Consider the following 17,305-nt stretch of genomic DNA (forward strand, 5'->3'; position numbering starts at 1 on the left):
TTTCGGGAGGGGACTGATCTAGATGTAAGGCAGCCGCCCCAATGAGGAATAATGCTCGTTGAGCTGGCTCAGCGTGTTCATCTCGTCATCCGAAAGCGAGAAGTCGAAAACGTCCAGATCCTCGTGCAGGTGCTTTTCCTGATTTGCCTTCGGCAGGGGAACCGTTCCCAGCTGAAGGTTCCATCGGATGAGAACCTGCGCCGGCGTCTTGCCGTGGCTGTCGGCGACGCGCTTCAGCACCGCATCGTCAAGGCGCTTTTCCCGCGTCAGGGGACTATAGGCCTGGATGACCATCCGGTGCGCCTTTGCATGGCGCAGCATCGCGTCGCTGTGCCCGAACGGGCTCCATTCGATCTGGTTGACGGCCGGCGTCTCCTGGGTCGCTTCGATCAGCGCGTCGATCTGCCCGGCCGAATAGTTGCTGACGCCGATGTCGCGGGTCAGCCCCTCGTCGCGCGCCCGCATCAGCCCCTCCCACAGCTCCGTTCCCGGGCCCTGCGGTGGCGGCCGGTGGATCAGCATGAGGTCGGCGTAGTCGAGTTTCAACTGGTCGAGATTGTCCTTGACCGCCTGATACGCGTCGTCGGTTTCCTCGACCTTGGTGACGAGGAAGAAGGCGTCCCGCGCCATGCCGCTGCGCTCGATGCCCTCGCCGATGCCCGGCTGCGTGCCGTAGTCGCCGGACGTGTCGATCATCGGATAGCCGAGTTCAAGCGCCTTGGCGATGGTTTCTGCGGTGTGGTCGGTAAGCTGCCACGTCCCGAGCCCCAGCACCGGCATGGCATTTCCGCTGCGCAACTCAATGGTGGTTTGAGGGGTCATGCCTTGTCCCTTTCGATTTTCCTGAAATTTGGACCATGCCCGGCAGAACTTTTCCGCGGGTCGTTTGTTCGGCGGGGGACTGTTCGCAGGAGATCAGCATGATGAATAGGACCAGCCCATGACCGCCCCGAAGAAAGACATCGATCGCCTCGCGCGGCAGAGCAAGGCGGACTACCTGCGCCGATCGTCCGTGACCTATCTGGAGTGCTGCATCAGCCTGATGCTCACGCACCTCACGGCGGAGGAAGTCGCCCGCATCCTCGAACAGGAGGCCCACTTCATTCGCGACCTGGATTGACCGGCGCAGGTCCGCGGTCTGCAGGTAACGGAATGGCCCCGGACGCGGAAGCGGACCGGAGCACCATTCAGACGATGGGTGCAGCTCACCTCCCCCCGCCCCACCAGCCATCGTCTGAAGCGGCATTGCGCCGCGGAAGGATCGGCCAACCAGCCGGTCCTTCTTCCTTTGCGCGGATGGTCACGTCTCGTGCGATTTCAGCCATCGAAGGACGAGCGTTTCGTCGGCACCGAGCCCTGTGAGCGGCTTGCGGAAGCGTCGCCGGAGGCTCGCCATCTCCTCGCCCAGTGTTCCGGCCGACCATGCATCGAGCACGGCCGGGTGGATGTAGCCCTTGCGGCATACCGCGCGCGTGTTCCGCAGCTTGCGGGCCACCGCATCGATGACTTCGTTGGCGCAGCGCGTCCTTCCGCGCTTGCTCGACGGGATTTCGCGCTCCGACAACTGGATGGCGGCAAAGGTGGTGGCCGCCCATGTGCGGAAGTGCTTCGACGTGAAGTCGTCGCCGATCGCGTCGCGGATATAGTCGTTGACGTCATGGGAGTGGATCGGGACCCGTCTGCCGCTGTCGCCGATATATTGAAACAGGCGCTGGCCCGGCAGTTCCTCGATCGTGGCGATGATCCGCGCGATGCGGCGGTCGACGAGCTTCAGCTTCCACTCGCGGCCCGACTTGCCCCGAAACGCAAAGCGCACGGTGGATCCGTTGACGCCCACATGCTGCGACCGGAGCGTGGTCAGCCCGAAGCTTCCATTGTCCCGCTCATAGATGTCGTTCCCGATGCGGATCAGCGTCTTGTCGAGCAGGCTCACGATCGATGCCAGCACCTTTTCCCGCGGCATGCCGTGCCGCCGGAGATCGGCGTCGATACGCGCGCGGATCGTGGGCAGCGCTTCGGCGAACCGGACGATGCTGGCGAACTTCACGTCGTTGCGGATGGCGATCCAGTCCGGATGGTAGCGGTACTGCTTGCGCCCGCGCTGGTCCCGCCCCACGGCCTGGATATGGCCCTCCGCGACCGGCGAGATCCAGACGTCGGTCCAGGCCGGCGGGATGGCGAGGGAGCGGATGCGGGCAAGCGTCTCCTCGTCCTCCACCCTGCCGCCGCCCGGCGCGATATAGGAGAAGCCCCGGCCGGCCCTGCGCCGGCGGATGCCTTCCGTGCTGTCGTTCATATGCACGAGCCGCATGTGCTCCGGGCTCCTCCTGCAAGACCTCTTTGCGGGGGGAGTGATCGTCGCCGCCGCCCGTCAGAAAAGCCCGGACGGTGCATTTGTTCCCGAGCCTTCGCCGCTCCTCGGGAGACCGGAGGGGAACCGTGCATGGCCGCAGGCGTTGGGTTCTCGCCCGCGAGAACGGATTTCTTTCGATGTGGACTTGGCTGCAGGACAATCATGGGCCGGTGAGCGCCCTGGCGAGCATTTTCACGCTCGCGATCTGGACGTTGTATTTCCAGATTCTGCTCAGCAGCTACCGCCACCGCCTGAGAGCCAAGATCCTGATCAATCGCGGCGCCGGGCACACCCTTCACGCCCACTGCGTGATCGCCAATATGAGCGTCGAACCGATTTACGTCGAGGCGGTCATCGCCGATATCGGCTTCCGCGGCGAGCAGGATTCCATAGTGCGGCGGCGCTGCTCCCTGAGCGATCTCGATCTGGACATCAAGACCACCGAGAACAGCGACCTGCGCCCGCAATGGTTCCAGGGGCCGCTGGACAGCGGTGAGTTCATCAGCGTCGGCACCTACCACCATCTCCTCGACAGGGCTGCTTCCAGCGCAGGCGTGACGTCGGCGATCTGCGAGGTCACCCTCACCGTCGTCGCCACATACACGGCGCAGGATGCCCTCGTCGCCGCCTGCCGGACCTTCGACATCGGGAGGGACGACGGCGGCGACGTCTTGATGCCGCGGTCCCTGACGGCAACGCAAATCCGCTCCCGGGCCGAGCAGCAGGCTCTCGAACGGTGGATGGAAGGGAAGATACCGGCCCGGGAGAGGAGCAACCGCCGCACATATATGGCCGGGAGGCGAGGAACCTAAGGCCGGCCTTTGTGTTCAGCAGCTATGGTGGATCTGTCCGGGCACCTCGCAAAACACATGGCTGCGCATATCCTGGCGATGAACCTCTTTGCGCCGGTCCTGGCCTATCTCTGGCATCGGACGCGGCGGGAGGCTCCGCCTCTGCCGTTCGGCGTCGCGGCGGCGACGGGCCTCCAGCTGGCGGTCCTGTGGGCGTGGCATGTTCCAGCCGCTTTCGCCTCCGCTTCCACGCAGCCGCTGATAGGCGCGGCGATGCACCTTTCTCTGTTCCTGACGGCGCTCCTGTTCTGGCGCGCGGTATTGCACGCCGCCAGCGTCTCGCCATGGCGTTCGATAGCCGCGCTTCTGGTCACCGGAAAGCTGTTTTGCCTGCTTGGCGTGCTTCTCGTCTTTTCGCCGCGGCCGCTTTATGAGCCGATGGGTCATCCGTCCTCAACATCCGTGGGCAGCCTCCTCGCCGACCAGCAGGCGGCCGGTCTCCTCATGCTCATTTTCTGCCCCCTTACCTACGTGCTTGGCGGCATTCTGATCGTGCGGCGATGGATCATCGTGGATGAGCAGAACGCCAGCCGCCTTTTCGAGCGGTTGCGGCCGTGAAATGGAGCTTTCCGCCTGATCTGAACTGGCGAAGGGCGTTGCTCTGGCTTGTGGCCTATCTGGCGATAGGTGCAGTCGGAGCCACGCTCTTTGCCGCTTCGGGCATCTACAATGTCGCGGCCTCGGTGCAGCATTTCCAGATAACCGAGCGCATCATCAAGTTCGTTCTCAACCGGTCGGTCGCGGTCCACAGTCCCGACGAAGTGCCGGCCGATCTCGGCGACGAGCGCCTGGCCCGACTGGGCGCGCGCCATTTCCGGCTTGGCTGTGCCCCATGCCATGGCATGCCCGGCGAAGATGCCAGCCCGATCATGCAGAAGATGTACCCGGCGCCTCCCAGGCTTGAGCACGCAGCGCTGAAATGGGATCCGGCCGAACTCGCCTGGATAATCGACAATGGGCTGAAGTTCACCGGCATGCCGGCCTGGGCGGGGCAGGATAGGAACGACGAGGTCTGGGCGCTGGTGGCCTTCCTGCGCCGGCTGCCGGATGCCGGAGAACGGGAACTCGCCGACCTTGCCGGCCCCGGCAGCCATCCCCGCGCCGGCGTTTCTGAGCTGGCCGCCCGCCCGGCGAGCCCGGCGCTGTGCGTAACCTGTCATGGAAACAGCGGACAGCCGCCGGTTTCACCGGAAGTGCCGGCGCTCTCCGCCCAGGCCGGGGCCTATCTGCAACGGGCCTTGAGGGAATACCGCAGCGACCGGCGCCAGAGCGGCATCATGGAACCCATAGCCGCAGCGCTGGACGATCGGGCCATCCAACGTCTCGCCAGCTATTTCGCCGCGCAATCCATGTCGAGCGACACCGGTTCCGGAGAGGTGGCGGGAGACGTGGAACGCGGCCGGACCATCGCCACGGTCGGACTGCCGGACGGCAACGTGCCGCCATGCCTTTCCTGCCATGGCGCCGGGGCATCGGAACGGTTCCCGCGGCTTCGCGGGCTTTCGCGGGACTACATCGTCGGCCAGTTGCGCCTCTTCCGCTCAGGCGCCCGCAGCCAGACCGCTTACGCCGATATCATGTCGACCGTAGCCCGCCGTCTGTCGGCGGAGGACATGGAAGACGTGGCGGCCTTTTTTGCCACCCATCCTGATGCGCAAGGGGCAGAGCGATGAAGAGCGCACGCGCGGCCTGTCTCGGCGGAGCGCTCCTCGCTCTTCCAGGATGCTCCGGCGCTCAGTCGGCACTTGAGGTGACAGGACGCGAGGCGGCGGACATATATTTCCTGTTCATCGTTGCCACGGCGCTCAGCGTGGTCGTCACGCTGCTGGTTCTGATCCTGCTCGTGATCGTTCTGTGGGGGCCGCAGAGATGGCGCGCCCGGCTCGGGTCGGACCGGGTTGTGATCGGCGGTGGCATCGTTCTGCCGGTCGTCCTGCTCAGCCTGCTGCTCGGCTACGGTCTTTTCGTGCTCGACGCGGGCGCCTCGCGCGTTGCGCGTGCGGAAGACGGCGTCATCACGATCGTCGGCAAGCGCTGGTGGTGGGAGGTCGCCTATACCACGGCTGATGGCGACCGGGTCGTCAGCGCCAACGAGCTGCGCCTGCCGGTGGGACGGCCCGTTGCCCTGCGCCTCGAAAGCGACAACGTCATCCACAGCTTCTGGGCTCCCCAGCTTGCCGGCAAGCTGGACATGATACCCGGCCGCACCAACACTCTGGTCGTCGAAGCGACGGAGCCGGGCGTCAGTCGCGGCCAGTGTGCTGAATATTGCGGCGGCGCGCACGCGCTCATGTCGTTCTTCATCATAGCCATGCCCCCCGGCGAGTATGACGCCTGGCTGCGGAAGGAAGCCGCGCCGGCACGCGCGCCCGAGGCCGCGATTGCGCAGCGCGGCCATGACCTTTTCCTCGAAAACGGCTGCGGCGCCTGCCACACGGTACGGGGAACCCGGGCCGGCGGGACGATCGGGCCCGACCTCACCCATGTCGGCTCGCGCCGCTCCCTGGCGGCGGCGACCCTTCCCAATGATGCGGAGGCTTTTGCCCGCTGGATCAAGGACAACCAGCACATCAAGCCCGAGAACCTGATGCCCGCCTACGAAAATCTCGAACCGGACGAACTTGCCGCCATAGCCGCCTATCTGGAGGGGCTGGATTAGGATCAGGACCTATTAATGTTGCTTGATTTCAGCACCCTCCCCCTGCCCCTGAATCTCGTGCTTTTCACGACGGCGGCGGTTGTCGTGTGGTTCGCCGGCAGCCGCCTTACCTTCTATGCCGACGCCATCAGCAACGCCACGGGTATCGGCCAGGCCGCCATCGGCATCATGCTCCTGGCCGGCGTCACCTCGCTCCCCGAAATCGGCGTGACGGCCACCGCTGCGATTGCCGGCGATGCCGACCTCGCCCTCAACAACCTTTTCGGCAGCATCGCGCTGCAGGTGGCCGTGCTTGCCATGGTCGACTTCTTGATCGGAAGAAGAGCGCTCACCGCAGCGGTGTCCGATCCCACCGTCATTCTCCAGGGCAGCCTCAATGTGATCATGATTTCGGCGGCCGCGGCGGCAATGGTCATCGGCGACGTCAGCGTCTTCGGCGTCGGCTTGTGGGCCTGGGGAGCGCTCGCCGCCTATGTGGCCTGCGTCTATATCCTGTCGCGGGGACGGGGGCGCCGGCCGTGGCTTGCCGCCGGCGGCGAGCGCGTGGAACGTGGTCCGGCCGGCGAGCAGGGGGGTGGCAGCCTGTCGGCCGCCGCCGGGGAACCGGAAGCCTTGCGAAGCCTCATTGTAAAGACCGCCGTGGTCGCGGCGATCATCCTCGTGGCGGGCTATGTCGTCGCCAGGTCCGGTGAAGCGATCGCGGAGCAGACCGGGCTGGGTTCAAGCTTCATAGGTTTCGTGCTGGTCGCCATTGCCACGTCCCTGCCGGAACTCAGTACCGCCCTGTCGGCCGCCAGGCGCGGCCTTTTCACCATGGCGATATCCGACATCCTGGGCACCAACCTCATCAACATCGCGATGATATTCCTGGTCGACTTGCTTGACACCGGCGAGCCCGTGATCGGGCGCATGGGCCCCTTCGCGATTTTCGGCGCCTTGCTGGCGGTGGTGCTGACGGCGCTGTTTCAGGCCGGCGTGGCCGAGCGGCGCGACAAGTCGATCCTGCGCATGGGCTATGATTCGGTGCTGGTGCTCATCGTATATATCGGCGGCATCGTCCTTCTCTATACCCTGCGGAGCACGGGAACATGAGCGGCCAGGACCACAAGCTCCCCAATCCGGCGCCGCGTTCCGAACGCGAAGTCGACGAACTCCTTCGCATTTGGGCGACGCCGAAGGGCTGGCGGATCATAACCGCCGTCAACAACACGGTCATCGGCCTCCTCTACATCGGGACCGCTTTCCTCTTCTTCCTGATGGCCGGGGTGCTGGCGCTCATGATGCGGACACAGCTCGCTGTGCCGGAGAATGATTTCCTCAGCCAGGACTTCTACAATCAGATCTTCACCGTCCATGGCACGACGATGATGTTCCTGTTCGCCGTGCCGGCGGTGGAGGCGCTGGGGGTGATGCTCCTGCCTCAGATGCTGGCAGCGCGCGATCTTCCCTTTCCGCGCCTCAGCGCGTTCGCGATCTGGGCCTATGTGATCGGCGGCCTCGTCTTCTTCTCGACCGTCTTCTACGATCTGGCGCCCAAGGGCGGCTGGTTCATGTACACGCCGCTGACGCTGAAGGAATTCTCGCCCGGCGACAATGCCGATTTCTGGCTGCTCGGCATCGGCTTCATCGAAATCTCGGCCATCGCCGGCGCGATCGAGATCGTCGTCGGCACGCTGCGCACCCGCCCGCCCGGAATGTCGCTGACCAAGATGCCCATCTTCGCCTGGTCGATGCTGATCTTCGCGGCGATGATCATGTTCGCCTTTCCCGCGGTCATTCTGGGAACGATGCTGCTCGAGATAGAGCGCTCTTTCGGCTGGCCGTTCTTCACCGCGGCCAAGGGCGGTGATCCGCTGCTCTGGCAACACCTGTTCTGGTTCTTCGGCCACCCGGAAGTCTACATCATCTTCCTCCCGGCGGCGGGCCTGGTATCGATGATCGTTCCGACCATGGCGCGCCGGCCACTGATCGGCTACCGGCTGATCGTGGTCGCGCTTATCGGCACAGGCTTCTTCTCATTCGGCCTGTGGGTCCATCACATGTTCACCACAGGCATTCCCACGCTCAGTCTCGCCTTCTTCTCGGCGGCGAGCATGGCGGTCGCGATACCGTCGGGTATCCAGGTCTTTTCCTGGATCGCCACCATGGCGGCGAGCAAGGGCCGCTTCCGCATCAACACGCCATCGCTCTTCGTGATCGGCTTCCTCGTCATCTTCACGATCGGCGGAATGACCGGGGTGATGGTCGCTCTGGTGCCGGTGGACTTCCAGGTGCACGACACCTATTTCGTGGTCGCCCATTTTCACTATGTGCTGATCGGCGGAATGGTGTTTCCGCTTTTCGCCACCTTCTACTACTGGATGCCGATGGCGACGGGCAAACTGCTGTCGGAAGCGCTCGGCCGCTGGGTGTTCTGGTTGATGTTCGCCGGCTTCAACATCGCCTTCTTCCCGATGCACGTCACCGGCCTGCGCGGCATGCCGCGGCGCGTGTGGACCTATTCCGGCGATCTTGGCTGGGATTCGCTCAACATGGTCTCGACCGTCGGCGCCTATATCTTCGCCGCCGGCGTGCTCGTCTTCCTGTTCGACCTTTCGCGCAGCCTCCTTTACGCCAAGGCCGCACCGGACAATCCGTGGGGAGCCGGCACCCTGGAATGGCTGCCGAACGACCTTTATGCCATGCGCAGCATTCCCTTCGTCACCAGCCGCGAGCCGGTATGGGACCGGCCCAGCCTTCCCGAGGAAGTAAGGGCCGGGCATCACTTCCTGCCCAATGCGCCGACGGGAGGGCGCGAGACGATCGTCACCTCAGCCGTCGAAGCGGAACCGCAATACATCATCCAGATGCCCGGTCCCGGCTGGGCGCACCTGATCGCCGCGATATTCACGGCGGCGTTCTTCCTGTTGCTCACGGTCAAGATCGTCGTGCCGGCGATCATCTGCGGCATTGTCGCCATCACCGCCTGCCTGGTCTGGGCATGGGGGCTGGATCCCGGGCCGTCCAAGGGAGAAGTGGAAATCGGCGCCGGCATCCGGCTCCCCACCTATGCGAGCGGTCCCTCGTCCCATTCCTGGTGGGCGATGATCGTGCTGATCTTCGTCGCCTCATCGCTCTATATCGCCTATGTTTTCTCCTATCTCTATCTATGGGTGGTCTCTCCGGACGTTTGGGCGCCGCTTGGCTCTCCGGCCCTGCCGCCGCCCGCCTGGCCGGCGTCGAGCCTTCTGCTGACGGTGGCCGGCGCGGCGGCAATATGGCTTGCGGGCCGCCTGCTTCCCGCCCCCGGCACGCGCAATGCCATATCCCCCGCCCTCAACGCGGCGGGCGCGCTGTGTCTCGTCGCCGCCATTGCGCTGGAAATCATCGGGCACTGGGGCACCGGGTTGCGTCCGACCGAAAATGCCTATGGCGCGCTGGTCTACATGCAGAGCGCGCTGAGCGGCCAGCTCGCCTTCGCCATTTTCATCATGAGCGGGTTTGCGGTCGCCCGCGCCGCGACCGGCAAGCTCGACCGCGTGCGCCGGGTCAGCTTCGACAACTGCGCCGTGCTCTACTATTACGCCGCGCTCCAACTGGCCGTCGGCCTGCTTCTGATCCACGGGTTTCCAAGGGTGGCGGGCTGACATGAGCGAACGCAAGGACTTTTTTCCGCCAACGAGGAAGCCTTCGACAACGGGCACCCTCCTCTATCTCCTGTTCGGCATGCTGGTCTGGGCAGCGCATCTCACCATCGTCTATGGCGGCCATACGCTGCTGTGCGCGCTGGGTTTCCCGCCGCAAGCCACTGACTGGCTGGTGATCGCGGCGACGGCTGGGGCGGCGCTTGCCGTCGTCTTTTTCCTGGCACGGCAGAAATGGTGGGCGCGCACGCTCGGCCTGCCGCCCGGCGGACGTCCTGACCGTCCGTTGGACCTGATCGCCCGCCTCACCGCCATCCTGTCGCTCGTCGGCATCACCTGGGCCGGCGCGGCCGTCGCCTTCGTCGCCTCGTGCGCCCAGGGACGGTAGCGGCCAGGGTTCGATGGCGCGGCTGGAAACTTTCCGGCCGCCAAAACCGTTGGGTTCGGTGAGGTGAGAACATGCGCAGATTTTTCCGAAGCCTTCTTGCAGAACTGATCCCCCAATGGATGCGCGACAAGCGCCGCGCACCGCCCCGGCCGGCTGGCAACGGCCGAAAACCCTTGCCGGAACAACCGGAAGACAAGCGCCTCGAGACGGACAGGAACCGGGACCGCAAACCCACCGGGAACGGATCGCCCTAGCCGTTCGTTTCCCATACAGGCATCCGGCTCACATCGGGTTCACCGTAGCGAAGGAGTTAACTCATGGCGCTCTCCGACTACCTGTGGTTCTTTGCCGTTGCAGGCGGACCGGTCGTGCTCGGTGTGGCCTTCGTCTACGCTCTCCTGAGACGCCGGCGGCTGTCCCGGAGGGAGAGGGCCGAGCGCGACAAGAAAACGCGCGAGCTCTACCGCGAAGGCCGCTAGCAAGGTGGAAACCGCCCGGAAAATCAGCCGGAACGGCGTCAAACACCCTCAATTTGAGCTGAGATTCGACCGTTTTCACCCCAGATTCGGCGTAAACGGGCGGGTTCAACCCGCTTTTTTGGCGACCGGAACAGCGCAACCGGCTGGGAAATCCCCCATTTCCTTTGGATTGACCACTTCCCGCGCCGGTTGCCCTTGATGGTCAAGGAAATATCCGAAATGCTGCCCCAAGGGACGAACGCCTTGGGGTGATCATATGGTGAAAAGCGACAAGCGGGGACCCCTCCGCGGTCTTCCCCACGACCTCCGGTTGCTGCTGAGCGAGATCGAGAAGGAGCCGGTTCCCGAAAGGCTGCTCGAACGTGCCAGGGAGCTTCAAAAGGCCCTGGCGCAGAACCGGCAGAAGGAGCCCGACGGCGACCGCAGCTAAGGCGCCGGTGCGCGATCAGGGCCTGAAAGCCCTTTGTTTTCAGCGTTCCACGAACTTGTTGAAGCGGCTCTCCTTGCCGTCTTCGGTCTTGTCCTGGAAAAGAAACGCCACATTGCTTCTCTCGAATATCCGGAAGAATTCTTCCCAGGAGATCTCCTCGAGATTCTCTTCGGGTTCACCGAAATCGATCCGAAGGATGCCGCCCAGCGCAGTGCCCTTGACGCGGGCGGGACGCCCTCCCCTCGCCTCGGCCCAGGCCCTTATCTCGTCGTGATCGGTGGTGGTCTTGGCTTCGCTCATTCCATTTCTCCGTTCCGTTCACATGCCGAACCACGAAGCAGCCGAAGCTGTTCCCGGCCATGCCGCTCGGTGGCGAAATCCTACACTTCGCCGAAGCGGCCGCCCTCGCGCTTGTTGTTCCGGCGGAAGACTTCTTCCTCATCCTCGTCGGGCAGGGCTTCGTCGCTCTCCATGTATGGATTGTCCTGGCCCTCCGCGTAATGCTCGTCCGTGTCGACCCGCCCGGACCGGTTGATGGGGTCGCCGGCGGCATGGTCGGGCTTGAGTTTCTTGCCTTTCAGGGCATCCCAGTTCTGCTTGGCCCGCTCGGGCGCCTCTTCCGAAACATCCTCCGGCGGTCGCTTGTTCTTGTCGGTCATCGTCCGGTTTCCTCTTGGTTCCAAGGGCGGGCTTCGGGGCCGCATTCACGGCCGCCCGCCCTGTCTTTGAAACGAGGTCCCGGCAGAGGTGTTCCGCGGAATGGTGCTTTTCGCGGAGAAAGATCGGGCGGAACACAGGCCGTCCTTTTCGGTTCGACCGGTATGTCAGCGAAGAAACCGGAAGGAGCCGAATATGGCCACGACAGGGCTCGAGGTTGTCGATAAATCACTGCAGACAACGCATATATGGCTTGACGAGATCATGGAGGTGCTGGGGCCCGACAGGCAGGTGGCCTGGCATGTGCTGGGCGCGGTGCTGCGCAGCCTCCGCGACCGGCTGACGCCGGAACTGGCCGCGCATCTGGGCGCGCAGCTGCCGCTGATGATCCGCGGCGCCTATTACGACCAATACCAGCCGTCGAAAATGCCCGAGAAGATACGCACCGTGGAGGAGTTCCAGGAAAAGCTGCAGAAGGAGCTTTCGGGGACCAGGCCGGTCAATGTCAACGACGCGTTCCGGACGGTCTGCCAGGTTCTGAACCGGCATATCGAGGCCCATCAGGCTGAAAAAGTCTGGCAAGCCCTGCCCGAGCAGGTCCGCCGCCTGGCACAGGCCGGCTAGCGCACCGTGCGATCTGGACGCCGGGCGGGTTCATCTGCCGCCTGCGGGAGCGGGCCCTTGCCCGCCTTCGGCGCGCCATCGGGGTGGGTCAGCAGCCGGGCCCCCCGCTCATAGGTGACATAGCGCCACAGCCACTGCAGCGACACCTGCGTGCGGTGCTGGGCGCCGACGAGCAGATAGACGTGGATAAAGGCCCAGGCGAGCCAGGCAAGCCAGCCTTTGATCTTGAAGGAGCCTTGCTCGAAAATCGCCGCGTGTCGGCCGACGATGGCCGTATTGCCGCGCCCGCGATAGCGGAACGGGCTCATGGGCGCCCCTTCCCGCAGGTGCCGCGCAAGCTGGGTTGCAAGGTGCCGGCCCTGCTGCTTGGCCACCTGGGCAAGGCCCGGCAAAGGGTTGCCCTCCTCATCCTCGCAGCGCGCAAGGTCGCCGATGGCATAAACGTCCGGCAGGCCCCGCACGGCCAGTTTTTCGTCGACCGGAACGCGGCCCGTCCTGTCGGTTTCCACGCCCAGCGTCCGGCCGAGGGGCGATGCCGCCACGCCGGCCGCCCAGACGACCACGCCTGTGGGAACAGCCTCGCCGGAGAAGCGGACGAAATCCTCGCCGATCTCCTCGACCGCAGCTCCAGTCTTGACCTCGACGCCCAATCTTTCGAGCCGCTCGGCTGCGTAACGGGACATCTTTTCGGAGAACCCCGAAAGCAGGCGCGGGCCCGCCTCCAGCAGAATGATCCGCGCCTTTTCGGGATCGACTTGCCTGAAATCCCTGGCAAGCGTGAAGCGGCTGAGCTCGGCCAAGGAGCCGGCGAGTTCGACGCCGGTCGGCCCGCCTCCGACGACGGCGATAGTCATCAGCCGCTGCTGCTCGGCCGGATCGTCGGTCTTCTCCGCATGCTCGAACGCGAGAAGGCTTCTGGAGCGAATGGCGCGGGCATCTTCGACGGTCTTCAGCCCCGGCGCGAAACCGGCCCACTCGTCATGCCCGAAATAGCTGTGGGCGGCCCCAGGTGCCAGAATGAGAACGTCGTACGGCAACACCATCCCGTCGGTCAGGGTCAGCGACCGCTTGTCTGCATCGACACGCGCGACCTCGCCGAGGATGACGCGCACATTACGGTGCCGCCGCAGGATCTTGCGGATCGGCTCGGCGATGTCGGCTGCCGACAGCGCCGCCGTCGCCACCTGATAGAGCAACGGCTGAAACAGGTGGTGGTTCTGGCGGTCGACGAGGGTGACCTCAAGTCCCGCCTTGCCGAGCACCTTTGCAGCCTCCAGGCCGCCGAAACCGCCTCCGACGATGACGATCCGCGGCTCGCCGCGTTCCGCCAGGGCGGCTTCGGCAGGCACGGCGCGGGATGCTGCAGGGGAAATGGATCCGGTCCTAAAGCATGGGGCGGCCGCCGGTGACCTCGATCAGCGCCCCCGTCGTATAGCTTGCCTCGGACGATGCGAGGAGCACATAGGTCGCCGCCAGTTCCGCGGGCTGCCCCGGCCGCCCCATTGGCGTGTTCCTGCCGAAGTTTTCGACCTTCTCCATCGGCAGGGTTGACGGAATGAGCGGTGTCCAGATCGGCCCTGGCGCAACGGCGTTCACCCGCACGCCCTTCTTGGCGACCATAGCGGCCAGGCCGGCGGTGAAATTGGCTATTGCGCCCTTGGTCGTCGCATAGGCAAGCAGCGAAGGGGACGGATCGGTCGCGTTGATCGAAGAGGTGTTGATGATGGAGGAGCCCGGCTTCATGTGCCGCAGCGCCTCCTTGCACAGATAGAACATGGCGTCGACATTCGTGCGGAAGGTCAGATCCCACTCCTCTGTGGTAATGTCGTCGATGCTCTGAAAGCTCGCCTGATGCGCTGCGTTGTTGATCAGAATGTCCAGACGGCCTAACTCATCGAGGGTGCGCTTCACCAGTGCCTTGCAGTGGCTTTCGTCGCCGATGTCGCCTGGAACCAGGATCGCCTTGCGCCCCGCATCCTCTACCCAGCGGGCGGTCTCCTCCGCATCGCGGTCCTCGCTCAGATAGGAGATGACGACGTCGGCACCCTCTCGCGCGAATGCGATGGCGACCGCGCGGCCGATCCCGGAATCGCCGCCCGTGACAAGCGCCGCGCGGTCGAGCAGCCGGCCGCTCCCCTTGTAGCTCCGTTCGCCATGATCCGGTAGCGGATCCAGTTCGTCTGTCCAGCCCGGCATGTCCTGGCGCTGTTTCGGGAAGGGCGGCTCGGGGAATTTGGTTGGCATAGCATCTTCCATATGAGACCGACGATGTTTTGAACCCGTTGAACCGCCGAGTCGGGGCTTTGTTCCAGCCTCCACAGGGGATTCACGCGCTCCGCAATGGCAGGCGGATCAGGAGGCACCGAAGCTTAGCCAGGGCCGCGCGAGCCGCACGAACCGTCCCGCCACCTTCGGCAGATCGTCTCCGAAGGTTGTACGGAGCTGGCCGTGAACGTCTTCCAGTCCGGTGTTCACATAGCGCTGCAGCGAGACCACGAGATGCTCTTCGTCACGCACGCGGGGCGACCATTCGCCCATCGGCCTTTTGGCGCCCGAACCGTGCACGGCGCTCCACAGCGACCATGAATGCGGCCAGCCCAGTTCGTCGGCGATGAAGGAATGAGCGATTTCATGCTCGATCAGCATTCGATGCTGATCGCCGCCGTAGCCCGCATGCCAGGATGCCAGGATGTGATCCGGATCGCCTTCGTCCACCGTCGCCACGGCTGTCGACCCGTCTTCGCTGAAGACCGTTTCCACCCGATCCTCCAGCACCCACACCGTGGCGGTGCGAAGCACGATTTCGAATGGGGCGCTGAAAGTCTGCCCCTGCTTTGGTCGCCTTTCTTCCATTAGATACCGTCCGAACGTTGAGTTTCCGCAACCGGCCCCTCCTGCTCCGCAGCGCCATTGACGGCAGGCGGATCGCCTGCGCGCCGAGGGCGGTGCAAAACAGGCTGCCCTAACCATTCACGGCAGGTCATGTTCCGCCATGAGGCACCGGCAGATGGTGACGCAGTTGAAACCTTTCGCGCGCCTTCTCGTTTAACCTTGATACCGATGATGCGGCCCGATGACCCGGCCCGATGATCCGGGTCGAGCAGAACAGGCTCCATGATGAGACAGGAAGACGACAAATTTGCCCGCGAATCTTTCACATTCCGCAGGATGAAGCGATGGCAGGTATGGGCTCTGGTCGGCGCCGTAGTGATAGTGCTGATCGTCGCATACGCCCTCCTGTGATGAATCTCGAAGGGCCGCGTGCCGTCGGCATTCGCCAAGAGCCCATTGCCCGCCGGGGTGATAATTGCTGGAGAACGGAAACAAGCCCGTCCTCTGCTTTCCTGGTCGACGGCGAGGCATATTATGGCGCGCTGGCCCGAACACTCCCCTTGGCGCGGGAGCGAATCTGGATCATCGGATGGGATTTTAACCCATGGATCGAGCTGACGCCCGGTTCTGGAGGACCCAATCTGGGATCGTTCCTGCGCGGCCTCGTGGAAGAATGCGACACCCTCGAGATCCGCATGCTGATCTGGGCCTTCGGACCCTTGTACTCGGGAAAATCCCTGAAGATCTTCAGTGAGCACGAATGGGCGGACCATCCGCGCATCTTCCTGCGTTTCGACCGCGGGCGGCCGCTGCGCGCCTCCCATCACCAGAAGATCGTCTGTGTCGACGATGTGACGGCGTTCGTTGGGGGCATGGACCTGACACTGGCCCGGTGGGACAGTTGCGAGCACCTCCCGCACAACCCCCTCAGGAAAAAGCCGGCCGGCGAAGAGTATGGACCGGTGCACGACGTCCAGGCCCTGGTGACGGGCGCGGCGGCGGGCGCGATCTCCGAGATCGCAGCCAAGCGCTGGCGCCAAGCGACCGAAGAGAGTGTCGACGCGGGAAAAATCGAGAAGCCAGTGCTGTGGCCACCAACCCTCAAGCCCGACCTTTCCGACTGTCAGGTGGCGATAGCCCAGACCCGTCCGGCCGGCTTGCGATGGCGCGGCAGACACGAGGCCGCCGCGCTGACCTTCGATGCGCTGGCGGCCGCCCGGCGGCATCTCTACATCGAAACGCAGTATCTCGCCTCGTTCAAGGTCGCCGACCGGCTCGCCCGCTTGTTGCGCAAGCCGGACGGGCCCGAGATACTGATCATCCTGACCAAGAGTTCGCGCGGCATCGTCGAGCATTTCGTGATGGCGCACAATCGCAACCGTCTGCTGCGCCGGCTGAAGCGGGCGGACGTCCATGACCGCCTGCGCGTGATGTACCCCACGACCGAAAGCGCCGATGGAAGCACGAAGGAAATCCTCGTCCACTCCAAGCTGATCATCGTCGACGACGCTTTCCTGAGGATCGGCTCCTCCAACCTCAACAATCGCTCCGAAGGCCTCGACACCGAGTGCGACGTCGCGTTCGAGGCGGCGGACGACCAGCAGCATGCCGCGGTCGCCGGCCTGAGGAACCGCCTTCTGGCCGAACATGTGGGAAGTGACGCCGATACCGTCGCGCGCGAAATCGCCCGGACCGGCTCGATGCTGGCCGCGGTGGACAAGCTGAACGTCGGCGCGCGCCGATTGAACAGCCTTGACGTGGACCCGCAGAACGGCATGACGACGCCCCTGCCGGGAACGCAGTTGCTCGACCCGCCGGCGCCCATGCAGCCCTTGCGGGCCCTGCGCCGCTGGTGGCGGGCCTGCATTTCCTGGATCTCCGGTTGGAAGCGATAGGACGCCGTACGCAAAGCCGCAGCCGGCGGGAACTTCCAGACATCGCCACGGTTTGAAACAGCAAAGGTCAGGAGGTGAATGCGATGACAGAAGCAGAACACCGCATCACGGTCACGCCGTACGAGGGCACCGTCAACGTGCGGTTCTCCGATGCCATGATCGCATCCACGGATGAAGCCCTCGTCCTCCGCGAGGAAGGGCACGAACCGGTGTTCTACATTCCGTTCGATCACATCTATTTCGAGTTTCTGCCCCCCTCCGACACCCGCAGTCGGCACCCCTTCAAGGGTGAGGCCAGGTTTTGGAACGTGGAGGCTGTCGGCGAAGCCGCCGACGATGTGATGTGGGCCTACGAAACGCCGGACGACCGGGTGCGGCCAATTGCCGGTCACGGCGCGTTCGATCCCGACAAGGTGACCATCGAGGCGACCCCCGACGAAAGCCCGCGGGAATCCACCGAGCTGGCCTAGGCGGGCAGAGGGGGCCGACGCGTGCGGCATGCTCACCTCGGCCT

The 17,305-nt window shown here is 64.4% G+C and carries 20 protein-coding genes; 13 read left to right on the top strand and 7 right to left on the bottom strand.

The features are described 5' to 3' along the window. Positions 1-18: 18 nt before the first annotated feature. On the bottom strand, positions 19-822 hold the full coding sequence (locus NTH_RS05825; protein WP_338529141.1) for an aldo/keto reductase: 804 nt from the start codon (positions 820-822) through the stop codon (positions 19-21). 118 nt (positions 823-940) lie between these two features. On the opposite strand from NTH_RS05825, the gene NTH_RS05830 reads away from it, so the two are divergent. Further along, positions 941-1,120 carry a hypothetical protein gene (locus NTH_RS05830; RefSeq protein WP_338529142.1) on the top strand — a complete coding sequence of 60 codons (180 nt, stop codon included), beginning with the start codon at positions 941-943 and terminating at the stop codon, positions 1,118-1,120. Between the two features lie 180 nt (positions 1,121-1,300). On the opposite strand, the gene NTH_RS05835 is transcribed toward NTH_RS05830, so the two are convergent. Then, positions 1,301-2,311, bottom strand: coding sequence for a DNA topoisomerase IB (locus NTH_RS05835; protein ID WP_338529143.1), 1,011 nt, complete (start codon positions 2,309-2,311; stop codon positions 1,301-1,303). Positions 2,312-2,439: 128 nt separating this feature from the next. Between NTH_RS05835 and NTH_RS05840 the strand changes: the two genes are divergently transcribed. The 9 genes from NTH_RS05840 to NTH_RS05880 all read left to right on the top strand — a co-directional run bounded on the left by NTH_RS05840 (position 2,440) and on the right by NTH_RS05880 (position 10,783). Beyond that, the gene (locus NTH_RS05840) at positions 2,440-3,165 is read left to right on the top strand and encodes a hypothetical protein (RefSeq protein WP_338529144.1); all 726 of its coding nucleotides are present in this window, start codon (positions 2,440-2,442) and stop codon (positions 3,163-3,165) included. A 9-nt stretch (positions 3,166-3,174) separates the two neighbouring features. Continuing rightward, a complete protein-coding gene (locus tag NTH_RS05845; protein WP_338529145.1) occupies positions 3,175-3,762 on the top strand; it encodes a cytochrome c oxidase assembly protein in 588 nt (195 codons plus the stop codon). 38 nt (positions 3,763-3,800) lie between these two features. Next, on the top strand, positions 3,801-4,877 hold the full coding sequence (locus NTH_RS05850) for a c-type cytochrome (protein WP_338529146.1): 1,077 nt from the start codon (positions 3,801-3,803) through the stop codon (positions 4,875-4,877). Continuing rightward, positions 4,874-5,863 (top strand): c-type cytochrome, encoded by a 990-nt coding sequence (locus NTH_RS05855; RefSeq protein ID WP_338529147.1) that lies wholly within the window; start codon positions 4,874-4,876, stop codon positions 5,861-5,863. The genes NTH_RS05850 and NTH_RS05855 overlap by 4 nt, the downstream gene beginning before the upstream one ends. Positions 5,864-5,878: 15 nt before the next feature. Next, positions 5,879-6,955, top strand: a complete 1,077-nt coding sequence (locus tag NTH_RS05860) for a sodium:calcium antiporter (RefSeq protein ID WP_338529148.1) — start codon at positions 5,879-5,881, stop codon at positions 6,953-6,955. After that, complete coding sequence (ctaD, locus tag NTH_RS05865; RefSeq protein ID WP_338529149.1) at positions 6,952-9,489, top strand: cytochrome c oxidase subunit I; 2,538 nt, start codon at positions 6,952-6,954, stop codon at positions 9,487-9,489. Before NTH_RS05860 ends, ctaD begins: the two co-directional genes overlap by 4 nt. Before the next feature lies 1 nt (position 9,490). Continuing rightward, a complete protein-coding gene (locus tag NTH_RS05870; RefSeq protein WP_338529150.1) occupies positions 9,491-9,874 on the top strand; it encodes a hypothetical protein in 384 nt (127 codons plus the stop codon). Between the two features lie 317 nt (positions 9,875-10,191). Then, the gene (locus tag NTH_RS05875) at positions 10,192-10,353 is read left to right on the top strand and encodes a hypothetical protein (protein ID WP_338529151.1); all 162 of its coding nucleotides are present in this window, start codon (positions 10,192-10,194) and stop codon (positions 10,351-10,353) included. Positions 10,354-10,609: 256 nt separating this feature from the next. Next, entirely contained in the window at positions 10,610-10,783 is a 174-nt protein-coding gene (locus NTH_RS05880) for a hypothetical protein (RefSeq protein ID WP_338529152.1), read from the top strand. Between the two features lie 39 nt (positions 10,784-10,822). On the opposite strand, the gene NTH_RS05885 is transcribed toward NTH_RS05880, so the two are convergent. Continuing rightward, on the bottom strand, positions 10,823-11,083 hold the full coding sequence (locus tag NTH_RS05885) for a hypothetical protein (protein WP_338529153.1): 261 nt from the start codon (positions 11,081-11,083) through the stop codon (positions 10,823-10,825). A gap of 80 nt (positions 11,084-11,163) precedes the next feature. Next, positions 11,164-11,442 (bottom strand): hypothetical protein, encoded by a 279-nt coding sequence (locus NTH_RS05890; protein ID WP_338529154.1) that lies wholly within the window; start codon positions 11,440-11,442, stop codon positions 11,164-11,166. Between the two features lie 193 nt (positions 11,443-11,635). Between NTH_RS05890 and NTH_RS05895 the strand changes: the two genes are divergently transcribed. Further along, positions 11,636-12,064 carry a DUF2267 domain-containing protein gene (locus NTH_RS05895; RefSeq protein ID WP_338529155.1) on the top strand — a complete coding sequence of 143 codons (429 nt, stop codon included), beginning with the start codon at positions 11,636-11,638 and terminating at the stop codon, positions 12,062-12,064. Here the strand turns inward: NTH_RS05895 and NTH_RS05900 are convergent. The 3 genes from NTH_RS05900 to NTH_RS05910 form a co-directional block, all read right to left on the bottom strand. Then, a complete protein-coding gene (locus NTH_RS05900; protein ID WP_338529156.1) occupies positions 12,061-13,413 on the bottom strand; it encodes an NAD(P)/FAD-dependent oxidoreductase in 1,353 nt (450 codons plus the stop codon). The genes NTH_RS05895 and NTH_RS05900 overlap by 4 nt on opposite strands. Before the next feature lie 34 nt (positions 13,414-13,447). Further along, the gene (locus NTH_RS05905; RefSeq protein WP_338529157.1) at positions 13,448-14,308 is read right to left on the bottom strand and encodes an SDR family oxidoreductase; all 861 of its coding nucleotides are present in this window, start codon (positions 14,306-14,308) and stop codon (positions 13,448-13,450) included. Between the two features lie 108 nt (positions 14,309-14,416). Next, positions 14,417-14,917, bottom strand: a complete 501-nt coding sequence (locus NTH_RS05910; protein WP_338529158.1) for a hypothetical protein — start codon at positions 14,915-14,917, stop codon at positions 14,417-14,419. Positions 14,918-15,456: 539 nt separating this feature from the next. Between NTH_RS05910 and NTH_RS05915 the strand changes: the two genes are divergently transcribed. Both NTH_RS05915 and NTH_RS05920 read left to right on the top strand, forming a co-directional pair. Then, positions 15,457-16,791, top strand: a complete 1,335-nt coding sequence (locus tag NTH_RS05915) for a phospholipase D-like domain-containing protein (RefSeq protein ID WP_338529159.1) — start codon at positions 15,457-15,459, stop codon at positions 16,789-16,791. Between the two features lie 83 nt (positions 16,792-16,874). Next, entirely contained in the window at positions 16,875-17,261 is a 387-nt protein-coding gene (locus NTH_RS05920) for a DUF427 domain-containing protein (RefSeq protein ID WP_338529160.1), read from the top strand. Positions 17,262-17,305 lie beyond the last annotated feature (44 nt).

Source organism: Nitratireductor thuwali (assembly GCF_036621415.1).
Classification (GTDB): domain Bacteria; phylum Pseudomonadota; class Alphaproteobacteria; order Rhizobiales; family Rhizobiaceae; genus Chelativorans; species Chelativorans thuwali.

Coding starts and splice junctions, on each gene's coding strand:
- NTH_RS05825 (WP_338529141.1), bottom strand. CDS start 822: ATGACCCCTCAAACCACCATTGAGTTGCGCAGCGGAAATGCCATGCCG.
- NTH_RS05830 (WP_338529142.1), top strand. CDS start 941: ATGACCGCCCCGAAGAAAGACATCGATCGCCTCGCGCGGCAGAGCAAG.
- NTH_RS05835 (WP_338529143.1), bottom strand. CDS start 2,311: ATGCGGCTCGTGCATATGAACGACAGCACGGAAGGCATCCGCCGGCGC.
- NTH_RS05855 (WP_338529147.1), top strand. CDS start 4,874: ATGAAGAGCGCACGCGCGGCCTGTCTCGGCGGAGCGCTCCTCGCTCTT.
- NTH_RS05860 (WP_338529148.1), top strand. CDS start 5,879: ATGTTGCTTGATTTCAGCACCCTCCCCCTGCCCCTGAATCTCGTGCTT.
- ctaD (WP_338529149.1), top strand. CDS start 6,952: ATGAGCGGCCAGGACCACAAGCTCCCCAATCCGGCGCCGCGTTCCGAA.
- NTH_RS05870 (WP_338529150.1), top strand. CDS start 9,491: ATGAGCGAACGCAAGGACTTTTTTCCGCCAACGAGGAAGCCTTCGACA.
- NTH_RS05875 (WP_338529151.1), top strand. CDS start 10,192: ATGGCGCTCTCCGACTACCTGTGGTTCTTTGCCGTTGCAGGCGGACCG.
- NTH_RS05880 (WP_338529152.1), top strand. CDS start 10,610: ATGGTGAAAAGCGACAAGCGGGGACCCCTCCGCGGTCTTCCCCACGAC.
- NTH_RS05885 (WP_338529153.1), bottom strand. CDS start 11,083: ATGAGCGAAGCCAAGACCACCACCGATCACGACGAGATAAGGGCCTGG.
- NTH_RS05890 (WP_338529154.1), bottom strand. CDS start 11,442: ATGACCGACAAGAACAAGCGACCGCCGGAGGATGTTTCGGAAGAGGCG.
- NTH_RS05895 (WP_338529155.1), top strand. CDS start 11,636: ATGGCCACGACAGGGCTCGAGGTTGTCGATAAATCACTGCAGACAACG.
- NTH_RS05905 (WP_338529157.1), bottom strand. CDS start 14,308: ATGCCAACCAAATTCCCCGAGCCGCCCTTCCCGAAACAGCGCCAGGAC.
- NTH_RS05910 (WP_338529158.1), bottom strand. CDS start 14,917: ATGGAAGAAAGGCGACCAAAGCAGGGGCAGACTTTCAGCGCCCCATTC.
- NTH_RS05920 (WP_338529160.1), top strand. CDS start 16,875: ATGACAGAAGCAGAACACCGCATCACGGTCACGCCGTACGAGGGCACC.